This window comes from Spirulina subsalsa CS-330 (genome assembly GCF_028330765.1).
GTDB lineage: Bacteria > Cyanobacteriota > Cyanobacteriia > Cyanobacteriales > Spirulinaceae > Spirulina > Spirulina subsalsa_A.
This window is the reverse complement of record NZ_JAQMTY010000051.1, coordinates 1-12,090: the sequence shown is the minus strand read 5'-3', so window position 1 is coordinate 12,090 and position 12,090 is coordinate 1. Positions and strand designations below refer to the sequence as shown.

At 52.7% G+C, this 12,090-nt stretch carries 13 protein-coding genes; 6 read left to right on the top strand and 7 right to left on the bottom strand.

The features are described from left to right. The first annotated feature begins 156 nt into the window (after nt 1–156). On the top strand, nt 157–1,329 hold the full coding sequence (locus PN477_RS03535) for an RNA-guided endonuclease InsQ/TnpB family protein (protein ID WP_272119354.1): 1,173 nt from the start codon (nt 157–159) through the stop codon (nt 1,327–1,329). Nucleotides 1,330–1,339: 10 nt separating this feature from the next. On the opposite strand, the gene PN477_RS03530 is transcribed toward PN477_RS03535, so the two are convergent. Further along, nucleotides 1,340–1,624 (bottom strand): hypothetical protein, encoded by a 285-nt coding sequence (locus PN477_RS03530; protein ID WP_272146988.1) that lies wholly within the window; start codon nt 1,622–1,624, stop codon nt 1,340–1,342. A 123-nt stretch (nt 1,625–1,747) separates the two neighbouring features. Here PN477_RS03530 and cutA point away from each other — a divergent pair, with 123 nt between their 5' ends. Further along, nucleotides 1,748–2,062, top strand: coding sequence for a divalent-cation tolerance protein CutA (cutA, locus tag PN477_RS03525; protein ID WP_272119350.1), 315 nt, complete (start codon nt 1,748–1,750; stop codon nt 2,060–2,062). Here the strand turns inward: cutA and PN477_RS03520 are convergent. Beyond that, entirely contained in the window at nt 2,021–3,382 is a 1,362-nt protein-coding gene (locus tag PN477_RS03520) for a sensor histidine kinase (protein WP_272119348.1), read from the bottom strand. The genes cutA and PN477_RS03520 overlap by 42 nt on opposite strands. A gap of 411 nt (nt 3,383–3,793) precedes the next feature. Here PN477_RS03520 and bchM point away from each other — a divergent pair, with 411 nt between their 5' ends. Then, nucleotides 3,794–4,477, top strand: a complete 684-nt coding sequence (bchM, locus tag PN477_RS03515; RefSeq protein ID WP_272119346.1) for a magnesium protoporphyrin IX methyltransferase — start codon at nt 3,794–3,796, stop codon at nt 4,475–4,477. A 97-nt stretch (nt 4,478–4,574) separates the two neighbouring features. On the opposite strand, the gene PN477_RS03510 is transcribed toward bchM, so the two are convergent. The 3 genes from PN477_RS03510 to PN477_RS03500 form a co-directional block, all read right to left on the bottom strand. Further along, nucleotides 4,575–5,987, bottom strand: a complete 1,413-nt coding sequence (locus PN477_RS03510) for an NAD(P)(+) transhydrogenase (Re/Si-specific) subunit beta (RefSeq protein WP_272119344.1) — start codon at nt 5,985–5,987, stop codon at nt 4,575–4,577. A 12-nt stretch (nt 5,988–5,999) separates the two neighbouring features. Continuing rightward, nucleotides 6,000–6,281: an NAD(P) transhydrogenase subunit alpha part 2 gene (locus PN477_RS03505; RefSeq protein WP_072619643.1), complete on the bottom strand. Its 282-nt coding sequence runs from the start codon at nt 6,279–6,281 to the stop codon at nt 6,000–6,002. A gap of 95 nt (nt 6,282–6,376) precedes the next feature. Continuing rightward, complete coding sequence (locus PN477_RS03500) at nt 6,377–7,528, bottom strand: Re/Si-specific NAD(P)(+) transhydrogenase subunit alpha (RefSeq protein ID WP_272119341.1); 1,152 nt, start codon at nt 7,526–7,528, stop codon at nt 6,377–6,379. A 495-nt stretch (nt 7,529–8,023) separates the two neighbouring features. Between PN477_RS03500 and PN477_RS03495 the strand changes: the two genes are divergently transcribed. Together PN477_RS03495 and PN477_RS03490 are read left to right on the top strand one after the other, a co-directional pair. Next, nucleotides 8,024–8,758, top strand: a complete 735-nt coding sequence (locus PN477_RS03495) for a DUF2808 domain-containing protein (RefSeq protein ID WP_272119339.1) — start codon at nt 8,024–8,026, stop codon at nt 8,756–8,758. Nucleotides 8,759–8,903: 145 nt separating this feature from the next. After that, a complete protein-coding gene (locus tag PN477_RS03490; RefSeq protein WP_272119337.1) occupies nt 8,904–9,194 on the top strand; it encodes a type II toxin-antitoxin system Phd/YefM family antitoxin in 291 nt (96 codons plus the stop codon). Nucleotides 9,195–9,287: 93 nt separating this feature from the next. On the opposite strand, the gene PN477_RS03485 is transcribed toward PN477_RS03490, so the two are convergent. Both PN477_RS03485 and zds read right to left on the bottom strand, forming a co-directional pair. Next, nucleotides 9,288–9,737: an SRPBCC family protein gene (locus tag PN477_RS03485; RefSeq protein ID WP_272119335.1), complete on the bottom strand. Its 450-nt coding sequence runs from the start codon at nt 9,735–9,737 to the stop codon at nt 9,288–9,290. A gap of 208 nt (nt 9,738–9,945) precedes the next feature. Next, nucleotides 9,946–11,391 (bottom strand): 9,9'-di-cis-zeta-carotene desaturase, encoded by a 1,446-nt coding sequence (zds, locus tag PN477_RS03480; protein ID WP_272119333.1) that lies wholly within the window; start codon nt 11,389–11,391, stop codon nt 9,946–9,948. A 141-nt stretch (nt 11,392–11,532) separates the two neighbouring features. Between zds and PN477_RS03475 the strand changes: the two genes are divergently transcribed. Further along, nucleotides 11,533–12,039: a thiol-disulfide oxidoreductase DCC family protein gene (locus tag PN477_RS03475; RefSeq protein WP_272119332.1), complete on the top strand. Its 507-nt coding sequence runs from the start codon at nt 11,533–11,535 to the stop codon at nt 12,037–12,039. The last annotated feature ends 51 nt before the right edge of the window (nt 12,040–12,090 follow it).

Genomic DNA, 12,090 nt, shown 5'->3' with positions numbered 1-12,090 from the left:
TCAGGATAAATCAATGGCGCTAGTCGTTGAGCCTAGCAACCCTCTGCAACTCTCGTTGTTTGAGTGGATAAATGGTCAGGTAACTGGCTGTTCAGAATCCCCCACTATAGCCCGTAGGGTTTAGTGGGGGAGTATGTCAAGCACTAGAATGTAAGCATGACTCAAAAAGCTTACCGATACCGTTTCTACCCAACCGCCGAGCAAGAGAATCTATTGCGGCGAACGTTGGGCTGTACCCGTCTTGTCTACAACCGAGCTTTGTTCGCAAGGACTGAGGGTTGGTATGAGAGGCAAGAGCGGATCGGGTACAAAGAAACGTCGGCATTGCTGACCGAATGGAAGAAAGAAGAGGAGTTTAGCTTCTTAAATGAGGTTAGCAGTGTCCCATTGCAGCAAGGTTTGCGGCATCTCCAAAAGGCGTTCACTAATTTTTGGGCAGGACGGGCTAGATACCCGAACTTCAAAAAGAAGCGAAACGGTGGCAGTGCTGTGTTCACGAAGTCTGCTTTCCGTTGGAAAGATGGTGAATTACTTCTGGCTAAATGCACTGAAGCATTGCCGATTCGTTGGAGTCGGCAGTTGCCCCAAGGCGCTGAACCATCTACGGTGACGATCAAGCTTGAGCCGTCGGGCAGATGGTTTGTGAGCTTGCTTGTGGATGTTGAAATCGACAGGCTTCCCGTCAGATCCAACAAAGTCGGGATCGATTTGGGTATTAGTAGTCTGGTCACGCTGAGTACAGGTGAAAAGGTTGCTAACCCCAAAACGTTTAAGGCGAAGTACAAGCGCCTCCGTAAGGCGCAAAAATCGCTGTCTCGCAAGTCGAAGGGTTCCAATAATCGGCAGAAAGCACGACTTAAAGTCGCTAAATTGCAAGCCGAAATTGCCGATACCCGCAAAGACTTTCTTCACAAGCTAACAACTCAATTGGTGCGCGATAACCAAGTGATTGCTGTTGAGGACTTGGCTGTGAAGAACATGGTGCAAAACCATAAACTAGCTCAATCCATATCTGACGCTAGTTGGGGGGAATTGGTTAGGCAGCTTGAATACAAATGCGAATGGTATGGACGGGAACTGATCCGAATTGATCGTTGGTTTCCCTCTTCAAAACGCTGTTCTTCCTGTGGTCACATCGTTGAAAAGATGCGCCTGAATGTTCGTGATTGGGTTTGCCCTGAGTGTGGGTGTCACCACGATCGGGACATCAACGCTGCGATAAACATATTGGCCGCTGGGCAAGCGGTTTCAGTCTGTGGAGCGACCGTAAGACCTGAAGAGAGTAAATCTCGGAAGGCAGGTGCTACGAAGCAGAAACTCAGATCGTGAGGTCTGGGAATCACCGTGGCTTCAGCCCGGTGAGGATGTCAAGCAGAAGATTGAGGAGCGTCAAAAGTTGTTGGAGTTGGTGAGTTTGGCGCTGGAGGGTTTGGTAAGCGGAGCGGGTGTTTTGGGCGTGGATGGCTCCCTGGTGGAGAATCAAGGGGGTGGGCTGGAGAATACGGCGGGCTTGGCGTTCGATCCGGATCAGGGTGTGGTGGGTGTGACGAAGACACCGCCGCCACCGACAGATTTTCCAAACGAGATAACCGTTAAATGCTGCGATCGCTACGTTAAAAACCACAATCCAAACCACCATCATCCCTTATCAAAACAATTAAATTCCACGGTTTAATCCCATCTGATTCGATACAATCAAAGCACGAATCAAAGCATTCTGTCTGCCTGCACCTGTGACGGTTTTGCCATGCGACTCTACTACATTACCTTGAACACTGCGGAGGAAGCGCAAACGATTAGCCATGCCCTCCTCCGTCAAAATCTCGCCCTCTGTACCAATTGGTTTCCGATCACCTGTGCCTATCGCTGGGAGGGCGAGATTGTCACTGAACCGGAAACCGTTTTGATTGTCAAAACCCAGGCGGGCTATCGCGATCGCCTTGAACAGGTGATCCGTGAGCAGATCGACTATACCCACTGCATCCTAGAACTGACCCCAGATTCCGTCAATGCGGGCTTTCTAGCCTGGCTCAACCGAGAAATCCCCCAACGCCTTCTCTAGGGGCAATTCCACCACAAACTGCATTCCTTCCTGCCAGCAAGACATCGATCGCAACGTGCCATGGTGTTGGGTTTCTACAATTCGTTGACAGATGGGGAGTCCTAGTCCGGTTCCCTTGCCCACTGATTTTGTGGTGAATAGGGTCTCAAAAATTCGAGCATGGATCGCATCATCGAGGCCGCCAGCATTGTCACGAATGGCAATGAGAATCTGGTGAGTCTCCGGCTTGTAGTGGGATGCGATCGTAATCTGGTTGGGGTGAATTTCTAACTCATCATAGGACTTGCCGGTATTCGCTTCCTCAAATGCATCCACTGCATTGACCAACACATTGAGAAACACCTGACTGAGTTGCCCCGGATAACACCACAACAGCGGCAAATTTCCATATTCACGCATGATCGTAATGGCCGGACGAGACATCGTTGCTTTGAGGCGATGTTTTAACAACATTAAGGCACTTTCGATGATTTTATGTACATCAAATTCAACTTTTTGTTCTTGATCTGAGCGAGAAAAAATTCGGGCTGAGGTGCTAATTTTACGGAGTAAATCCGTGCCTTCTTGCATCGCATTGAGAAGATTCGGAAAGTCTTCAATGAGGTAATCTAGATCGAGGTCTTTAATCTGAGCCTCGAAATCTGGATCAAAGCTGAGATCATGTTTTTGATAAAGCTGGATCGCGGTAATTAAATCATTGAGGTATTCCCGCGCATACTTTAAGCTGCCGGCGATGAAGCCCACAGGGTTATTGATTTCATGGGTGATGCCGGCAATCATTTGCCCCAAGACTGACATTTTATCCTGGGCGAGGAGTTGGGCTTTGGACTGTAAAATGGTTTGATTCGATTGTTTTAAGGTGTTGAGTAATTGAGCATTTTGAAATTGCAGAGCATCGATTATCTGCTGCTGGCTCTCAACAATGTGACGATGGTTGTAGTTTTGAATCGCGGTATTGATGACATTGGTTAAATCATGCGATCGCCACGGTGTAAATAGGTAGAGTGGGGCTATTTTTGCCGGTAATGATGACCAAGGCGGCGGCTCATCATCAGGACAGAGCAAAATCAAACTAACAACCGGAAAATGGCGGCGCAAATTTTCGATATCCTCTGCGCTCTGTATTGCCTGCACATCCCACAGCAGTGTGTTGAGCATGTGGCCCATCCCGCGCAGATCTTTCAGCCGCGCGAGGGCGGAATCCCAATGTTCTGTGCTTTCAATGTGATACTGGTCGGCATAGTTGCCCTGAAGCTGCTGTTGGAATTGGTTACGAATTTTAGGGTCATGGGCAACACAGAACAGGACAGGCTTAGACATGGGATCAAAACGCCGCAGCATTAACGAACAAGAGCGGGAGGGAAATAAATCAGGGCGAAAGGGTGTGGCAATACGCTTGGTTTTTCTATCGTAGGATAGTGCCTGATCGATCAGGACAGTGGGGGTAATGCTGAAGTGCTAGCGATCGCTCCCAACCCACAGCAGCCAGAGTCAAGCCCAAGGGATTAAAGTGCCATGGAGGATGAGCCACCGTCCTAGGGGTACATTCCAGCATAGAGTTAGAGGGTCAGACTCAAGGCCTGTGTTGTCGTTCAAAGAGAGAGCGTTCTGATCCGGAGAGTTCACCCTTTTGCCATGCCGGAGCGGATCAAAGTTTTGGCGGTAGCTTGGGCAAAATCCGATAGAGTGTTTTAAACGTAACTTAATGAATTTTTACCTCCCCAATACGGTATGACTGCCCTAGACGATAAGACTATTGTTAAAGAGTATTTCAATACGCAAGGATTTGACCGCTGGCGACGCATCTACGGCGATGGCGAAGTCAACAAGGTACAGCTTGACATTCGCGACGGCCACCAACAAACCATTGATACGGTGTTGGCCTGGTTAGCGGCGGATGGAAATGTGTCGAGCTTGACGGTGTGTGATGCGGGCTGTGGGGTTGGGAGTCTGAGCTTACCCCTCGCCGATGCTGGGGCAACGGTGTATGCCAGTGATATTTCCAGCAAGATGGTGGGGGAGGCACGCGATCGCGCCACGAACCTCACCAATCCCGCCAAACTCACCCTCGCCGTCAGCGACCTCGAATCGATCACCGGTCGCTACCATACCGTGATTTGTCTCGATGTCCTGATTCACTACCCCCAAGCCGACATTGAACAGATGATCGCCCACCTCACCAGCCTGGCCGAATCGCGGCTGATCTTGAGCTTTGCCCCCAAAACCTTCGGGTTAAGCCTGCTCAAAAAAGTCGGTGAATTTTTCCCCGGCCCCAGCAAAACCACCCGCGCCTATCTCCATCGCGCCAGCGAAATCATCACCATTTTGATTGACCAAGGCTTTCACATTGAGCGCAAAAACATGACCAGCACCCGCTTCTACTTTTCCCAAACCATCGAAGCCGTCCGCAATTAACCCCCTAGGGCAGGCAGATTGAAACCCAAAAAAGAGGTGGAACATTCCACCTCTTTTTTGAGCGCTAAACTCTAAACACCAAGGGCACGATCTGCGGTTACAGTTGCTTCACTTCTGAAGCCAACTGACCCACCACATCCTTCGCACTGCCAAAGAGCATCAGGGTCTTGTCCTGGAAAAACAATTCATTCTGTACCCCAGAAAAGCCCGTACCCATGCCGCGTTTAATCACGATCGCATGTTTGGCTTTATCCACTTCGAGGATCGGCATCCCGTAGATCGGGCTGCTCTTATCATGGCGAGCGGCCGGGTTGACCACATCATTTGCGCCAATAATCAGAGCCACATCGGTCTGTTCAAATTGAGGATTAATATCGTCCATATCGCACAGTTGCGGATAGGGCACATTCGCTTCAGCGAGCAAGACATTCATGTGACCGGGCATCCGTCCCGCGACGGGGTGAATGGCATATTTCACATCCACGCCCATGGATTCCAACTGATCCACCAATTCTTTAACGGTGTGCTGGGCTTGGGCCACGGCCATGCCGTAACCGGGCACAATCACCACGGAACGGGCATAGCCGAGCATCATCGCGCCTTCTTCACTGTCAATGCTTTTCACCGTTTGCTGTGCGTTGCTACCTGCTGCTGATGCTGCGCCCGTGCTCGTTTCAGACCCGAAACCGGCAAAGAGGACGTTAAAGATCGAGCGGTTCATTGCTTTGCACATGATGTTGGTGAGGATGATCCCCGATGCCCCCACCAAGGCCCCGGCAATGATCAACATGTTGTTGTTAACCACAAACCCGGCAGCGGCGGCGGCGAGTCCGGAATAGGAGTTGAGCAGGGAAATCACCACGGGCATATCACCGCCCCCGATGGGGATCACCACTGCGACCCCTAAAATTAGGGAGGCGACGATTAACCCAATGAAGATGGGAAAGTTGCTCGGTTCCAGGCAAAAGAAGACGCTGCCCACGAGAAACCCGATCACCAAAAGGGCGTTGAGGGGCTGTTGCAGTGGGAAGAGGAAGGGCGCACCGGGGAGTACGCCTTGGAGTTTGCCGAAGGCGATCAGGCTGCCGGTGAGGGTGACACCGCCGATCAGGATGCCGAGGATGATCGTTACGAGGGAGGTGAGGCTGAGGGGGTCGCCGGTGGAGAGGAGCCGCCAAAATTCGGCGATCGCCACCAGGGCCGAAGCTGCCCCCCCTAAGCCGTTGAAAATCCCCACCATTTGGGGCATGGCGGTCATGGCGACCCGATAGGCCGCGATCGCCCCGATCACGCCCCCGACGACAATGCCGCCGAGGATCATCGGGTAGTTCAACACCTGTTGCTCTAAAAGGGTTGCCACCACGGCGAGGAACATCCCCACGGCGGCCAGTTGATTACCGCGCCGCGCTGTGGCGGGAGAGCCGAGTTGTTTTAAGCCAATGATGAACAGGGAGGCAGCGACGAGATAGCTGAGTTGAATCCCCGTGGGGAGAAAGGTTGAGAGGGTCATGGGGTTTCGCTCCTATTTTTTAAACATCACCAGCATGCGATCGGTGACCAGAAATCCACCGATGACATTAATCGTGGCCAGCACCACAGCGATTAAGCCGAGAATAATACTGACACTCCAACCCAAGGAACCCGACACCAAGATCGCCCCCAGGACAGCGATGCCGGAAATGGCATTAGCTCCGGACATGAGGGGAGTGTGGAGGGTGGGCGGCACTTTGTTGATCACTTCAAAGCCCACAAAGGAGGCGAGAACGAAGACAAATAAACAGGTGATTAACGTTGCAGTGGTCATTAGAAAAAAAGTCCCATTACTAGAAAATTTCAGCAGTCCTCACCGCCCGGTGAGCGGGCTGGGGTGAGGCAAGATGGCCCGTGTCAACCGGAGGGCTATACCTGCACTTCGCTGCTAATTCCGAGGGCGGTTTTGACGCGATCGCTGCGAATTTCACCCGCGTGGGTGATGCAGGTATCGCGGATAATATCGTCCTCAAAATCGAGGTTGATCGCATTATCTTTGACCAAATATTGCAGCAACGTGGCGATATTTTTCGCGTAGAGTTGGCTGGCGTGGATAGGCATGGAGGAGGGTAAATTCGTCGGGCCAATCACCGTTACGCCGTGGTAATTGATATCTTTGCCGGGATCGGTGACTTCGCAGTTGCCGCCTTGGTTGGCCGCAAGATCGACGATCACCGAACCGGGGGCCATGCCTTCCACCATGGCAGCGGTGACGAGGATGGGGGCGCGTTTGCCGGGGACTTGGGCGGTGGTGATCACTACGTCGGAGTTGGCGATATGTTCGGTGAGCACCGCTTGGGTTTTTTGTTTGGCAGCTTCGGACACTTCTTTGGCGTAGCCCCCAGCGGCAACGGTGTCTTCACCGAGGTCAATTTCCACAAATTTCGCCCCCAGGCTTTGGACTTCTTCTTTGACGGCGGGGCGAATGTCGAAGGCTTCGACGATCGCACCCAAGCGGCGGGCGGTGGCGATCGCCTGCAATCCGGCCACGCCTGCCCCCATCACAAACACCTTCGCCGGGCGAATCGTGCCTGCGGCTGTGGTCAACATTGGGAAAAACTTTGGCAGCGCCGCCGCACCGAGTAACACCGCTTTATAGCCCGCGATCCCCGCTTGAGATGACAAGGCATCCATACTTTGGGCCCGACTGGTGCGGGGAATTAATTCCATACTGAACGCAGTGATCCGGCGATCCGCCAGCAGTTTGATCAACTCTGGATCACCCAACGGATTCAGAAAACTAATCAACGTTGAACCTTCGGGCAATAAATTCACTTCATCCCGACTGGGGGGAGCCACCTTGAGCAACACATCTGTATTGCCCCACAGTTCAGCTTTATCAGCCACCACGGCCGCCCCCGCCTCCACATAGTCAGCATCGGGAATGAATGATCCCCCCCCGGCATTGGCTTCGAGAAGAAAATACCAATCGGGTTGGGCTAGTCGTTTCACGAGGGCGGGAATTAAGGCCACACGGCGTTCTCCCACTTCAATAGCCTCGCGGGCGATCGCAATTTTCATAACTTACTCCTTAACTCATCAGTACACATTACCGCTCATGGCCAACCGGTCTCAAACACCCGGTTTGCCATTCCCACTCAATGCTGCGATCGCAACTGAGGGATTTAACTCAACACCCAATAGCTGCCTTCGGTCACTCCATACCATCCGTTTTCGTTTCGACTCTCCATGCGATCGTGCAGCCTGCAACGCTGCACCCGTGAATATTTTCCCTTGTATCCTACGAGCGTTTGCCCCCCGCTTGCCCGTTCTTTACCTTGTTTTATGCTTTATCCCAGCCAGTCCTCCGCCGCATCACAAGGCAACGTTCCCGGCAACTCACCATAGACGGGGAACAAATCGCCACACCCTCCCCGTCAACGAACACACCCGTCTGATATAGTCAAGAAGAATTATCAAACGTTAAACTCGTTCACAAAATTTTGTCCATAGAACGTGATTTAACGCCAGTCACACCCTTCCCACCCCCTCAACGTTTTACCTAACGAATCGCCTATGTTGTTCTCCAAAACACTCAAAAATCGTCTAATCGCTGGATTGGCCGCCGCTGGTTGTGCGATCGCAGCCACGCCCCTCGCCACCTTCGCCCAAAACTCCGGCCTGACGATCTTTAGTGGTGTGAACCGTCCCAACCTCCTCAACTACCGCATTGAGCACGGGGGACGGAATGCCCGCAACGCCCGCTACAAACTGCGCATCCCCGCGAAAAAAGTTGAGGGAACGGTCGCCCAAATTTCCGTCTACTATCCCGACTATTACGGCGAGGCCGATGAACGTTTCCGGGATGTCGTGTGCGTCGAAAACTGCGAAGTCACCGAAGGCGATGAACACCCCAACCGGATTTTTGCCTTTGAAGATCCCGAAGATGTGATCGAAATTGGCTACGGTCGCGGCTACGACAAAGAAGTGGGCGTGGGTAATGTACGCATTGAAGAAAACTGCTACCGCGTTTGGGATGGCGACGAAGAAAAATACTTTAACTGCCTACGGATTCCCCTCACTGAATCCATCGAAGCCCGTAACCCCATCGAAATCAAACTCGAACATATCCGCAATCCCTGGTTTGGCGGTACGTTCTATTTCCATGCCCTCCTTGTCACCTGCTTAGATGAGAATGGCTGTTTTACCGACGCAGATCACGAGCCGGTGAATGATTCCCCCGAATTCGCTGATTTCCGCCGCGCCAGCATTGACTATGTCGGCACTTGGATCGTCTCGATCGCAGACTAAACCCCCATTCATTCAACCCCCTGATCACAAAACGGAGCTAGGATCGCCTAGCTCCGTTTTTGATGAACTCCCCTAGGAAACAACAATGATTCTCAAATCTCCTACAATGAATTAACATGAAATTATCTGTTTTTTGATTGAAGTCATGACCCTCAATCTGCGCAACATTCGTCCGTTATCTGATTTCCAGCGCGGTGCGAAGGCACTGCTAGCCACCTTACGGGAGACGAGTTCTCCCATTGTGCTAACCGTTAACGGCAAAGCGGCTGCGGTTGTGCAAGATGCTGAAAGTTATCAGCAATTGATAGATCGCATGGAGTTATTAGAATCCCTGGTGGGACTTCGCAAAAGTTTGGAGGAGTTTGAAACGGGTCAAAGCCTACCGCTAGCGTCCGCATTTGAGCAATTGATGCAAAAGCATGACATATCGAGTTGAGATTTCACCCACAGCGATGGCAGATGTTGCACGCGGCTCAAGAGCGTTTGCACGATTTAGGGCAGTTGGGGCCCAATTAGTGGGCAGGCTAACTTAGTCGGTGGCGGTTTTTTGGAGGGTGAGGATGTGGGTGCGGAAGCGTTCGAGGTCTTCTTGGATGGTGGCTTCGACGGCTTTACCGAGGAAGAGACTGTCGAGGAATTTAAGGATGGTCGGGATGTTGTAGGCGACGGAGAGGCGGACGACGCTGTGATCGTGGCGATCGTAAAAGCGGATCGCGCCCCGATTGGGTAAGCCGTCTACGGATTCCCAGCGGATGATTTTGTTCTCGATCACATCCACCATCCGGGCTTGCCAGGAAAATTCGAGGCCGCCCGTGTTCAAAGTCCAGCGGGAAATGTGCGGAGTTTCGGGGGGGACGGTGACGGATTTAATCCATTTCATCCAGAGGGGCATTTTTTCAAAACTCGACCATTCTTGCCAGACCAAATCCATGGGGGCTTTGATTTCGACTTGGACGCTATGTTCTAGCCAGTCAGACATTGTTTGTGGGGGTTAGGGGTGAGTGTGGGCGGGATTGGGACAAGGGGCTAGGACTGGAGGCAAGGGGCTAGGACTGTTTGGGCGGGGCAGAGGAGTCCATGCTGGGAGCGAGGCAAGGGGCTAGGACTGTGTGGGCAGGGCAGAGGAGTCCATGCTGGGAGCGAGGGCAAGGGGCTTAAGCCCCTTGTTTGCGGAATGGAGGGGCCGATTAAACGGCGATCGCTTCTTTCTCCGCTGCGACTGCGGCCAGAATTGCCGCCGCTGCCTGCCGTCCGGAGATCGTCGCCCCTTCCATGCTGTCGATGTAGTCCTGTTGGGTGTAGCTCCCGGCGAGGAAGAAGTTGGTGACGGGGGTTTGTTGGGCGGGGCGGTAGGGGTCCATGCCGGGAGCTTCACGATAGAGGGATTGCGCCAATTTAACGACGCTGTACCAAGTCATGTTTAAATCCCGCGCCGAGGGGAACAGTTCCCGCACTTGAGCGAGGACATGGTGCGCGATCGCTTCATTGCTCTGCTTAATAAAGGGATCACCCGGCGTTAACACCAATTGCAACAGAGACCCCTCGCCCTCGCGGTAATAGTCCTCTGGACTCGTTAGAGCCAAATCCGCAAAACAAGAGAAATCCGCATCCGGGGTATAGAGGAGATTATCCAACCCGCAGGCCTTGGCTTGTTGACGCTTGGCGGGATCATGCATTTCCGTCACCCAACCATCAAAACGCAGTTGCACCGTTGCCACCGGAACCGCCGTCAGTTTGTAAATATTGTCGAACTGGGGCCACTTGCGCCACCCGTCCGGTAAAAGACGCTGAATCCCCGGAATATCACAAGCCGCCACATAGGTATCAGCGGTAATCGTGCGATCGCTCTCCCCATCGGCCAGGCTTAATCCGGTGACGCGATCGCCCTCATACTGAATCTCGCGCACCCGGCAATTGGTGGTAATCGTCACCCCCCGCTCCGTTAAATAATTCACAATCGGCTGATGCAGGTATTCATTGGGCGACCCCGCCAACATCCGCAGCACCGAAGCCTCGGTTTTCGCCGCGAAAAATTGGAAAATCGTCAGCATACACCGCGCCGAAATATTTTCCGTATCGATAAACCCCAGAGCGTAGGCGATCGGATTCCACATCTTCTTCAAGCTGCCATCATTGCCGCCATGGCTGCGGAACCAATCGGCGAAACTAATCGCATCAAGATCGCGAATCGTCCGCATCGCCCCCTCAAAATCCACCAAGCCCCGCACAATCGGACTCGTCCCCAACGCCAGGGAATTCGTCAGCTTATCCACCGCATTGAGTTGCGACGTGGTAAAAAATGCCTTCAACCCATTAAACGGCGCACCCGTCAGGAACCGAAAATCCAACTCCCCAATGCGGCCGCCGGAATTGACGAAGGTGTGGGTGTGCTCCTTGAGGAGCAGGGAGTCAAACGCGCCCACCTTCCGCATCAGGTCAAACAGGTTGTAATAGCAGCCAAAAAAGACGTGCAGCCCCATTTCCAGGTGATTCCCGTCTTTGTCGATCCAACTGCCCACCTTGCCGCCGACAAAGTTTCGCGCTTCATAAATCTCGACTTCATGACCGGCATCGACTAATTCAATGGCTGTGGCAAGCCCGGCTAACCCTGCGCCAACGATCGCAACTCGCATTATGGTGTGACTGTAAATGTTTAAGATTTCTTCACAAATTGTAAATGATTCTGGGGAGCATTGGGCGGGGGGTGTGGATGGCGCGATCGCACCCTAATTTTCTACACTAAAAATCTGTAACACTTCTTTACACACCCCACCATGACCACCACCGCACCCACCTGGGAAATTAAGCTACTCTACGATGGCCAATGCCCGATCTGCCTCCATGAAGTGAACTTTCTCCGCCAGCGAGACGGGGATCACAGCCGCCTCGCCTTCGTCGATATCATGGCCGATGACTATGACCCCGCTGACCATGGCGGGGTGAGTTTTGAAGCGGCGATGGGACGCATCCATGCTGTCCGCGCCGACGGAGAAATTCTCAAAAACGTTGAAGTGTTTCGGCAGATCTACGCGGTGATTGGCTTAGGTTGGGTCTATGCCGCCACTCGTTGGCCGATCATTGGCCCTGTTGTCGATTGGCTCTATGGCCTTTGGGCGATGCTGCGACTTCCCATCACGGGTCGCCCCAGTTTGCGGCAGATCGTCGCGGAACGAGAGGCGAAATTGTGCGATCGCGATTATCTTAAAATGTGCAAAGAAGACTCCCACTATAAAGCGAGTCCGAGTAGAGTTACCGAAGGTAACGGCGGACGTGCCTTTTAGTGGCGAGATGAATTTGCACCAACAAACAAATCGAGCGACAGCGAGTCCTTT

What these genes read in the sequence shown, in the direction of transcription:
- PN477_RS03510 (WP_272119344.1), bottom strand. Translation starts at nt 5,987, where the DNA reads ATGACCCTCTCAACCTTTCTCCCCACGGGGATTCAACTCAGCTATCTC.
- PN477_RS03535 (WP_272119354.1), top strand. Translation starts at nt 157, where the DNA reads ATGACTCAAAAAGCTTACCGATACCGTTTCTACCCAACCGCCGAGCAA.
- PN477_RS03520 (WP_272119348.1), bottom strand. Translation starts at nt 3,382, where the DNA reads ATGTCTAAGCCTGTCCTGTTCTGTGTTGCCCATGACCCTAAAATTCGT.
- PN477_RS03490 (WP_272119337.1), top strand. Translation starts at nt 8,904, where the DNA reads ATGACCCTCAATCTGCGCAACATTCGTCCGTTATCTGATTTCCAGCGC.
- zds (WP_272119333.1), bottom strand. Translation starts at nt 11,391, where the DNA reads ATGCGAGTTGCGATCGTTGGCGCAGGGTTAGCCGGGCTTGCCACAGCC.
- PN477_RS03500 (WP_272119341.1), bottom strand. Translation starts at nt 7,528, where the DNA reads ATGAAAATTGCGATCGCCCGCGAGGCTATTGAAGTGGGAGAACGCCGT.
- PN477_RS03495 (WP_272119339.1), top strand. Translation starts at nt 8,024, where the DNA reads ATGTTGTTCTCCAAAACACTCAAAAATCGTCTAATCGCTGGATTGGCC.
- PN477_RS03505 (WP_072619643.1), bottom strand. Translation starts at nt 6,281, where the DNA reads ATGACCACTGCAACGTTAATCACCTGTTTATTTGTCTTCGTTCTCGCC.
- bchM (WP_272119346.1), top strand. Translation starts at nt 3,794, where the DNA reads ATGACTGCCCTAGACGATAAGACTATTGTTAAAGAGTATTTCAATACG.
- PN477_RS03475 (WP_272119332.1), top strand. Translation starts at nt 11,533, where the DNA reads ATGACCACCACCGCACCCACCTGGGAAATTAAGCTACTCTACGATGGC.
- cutA (WP_272119350.1), top strand. Translation starts at nt 1,748, where the DNA reads ATGCGACTCTACTACATTACCTTGAACACTGCGGAGGAAGCGCAAACG.
- PN477_RS03485 (WP_272119335.1), bottom strand. Translation starts at nt 9,737, where the DNA reads ATGTCTGACTGGCTAGAACATAGCGTCCAAGTCGAAATCAAAGCCCCC.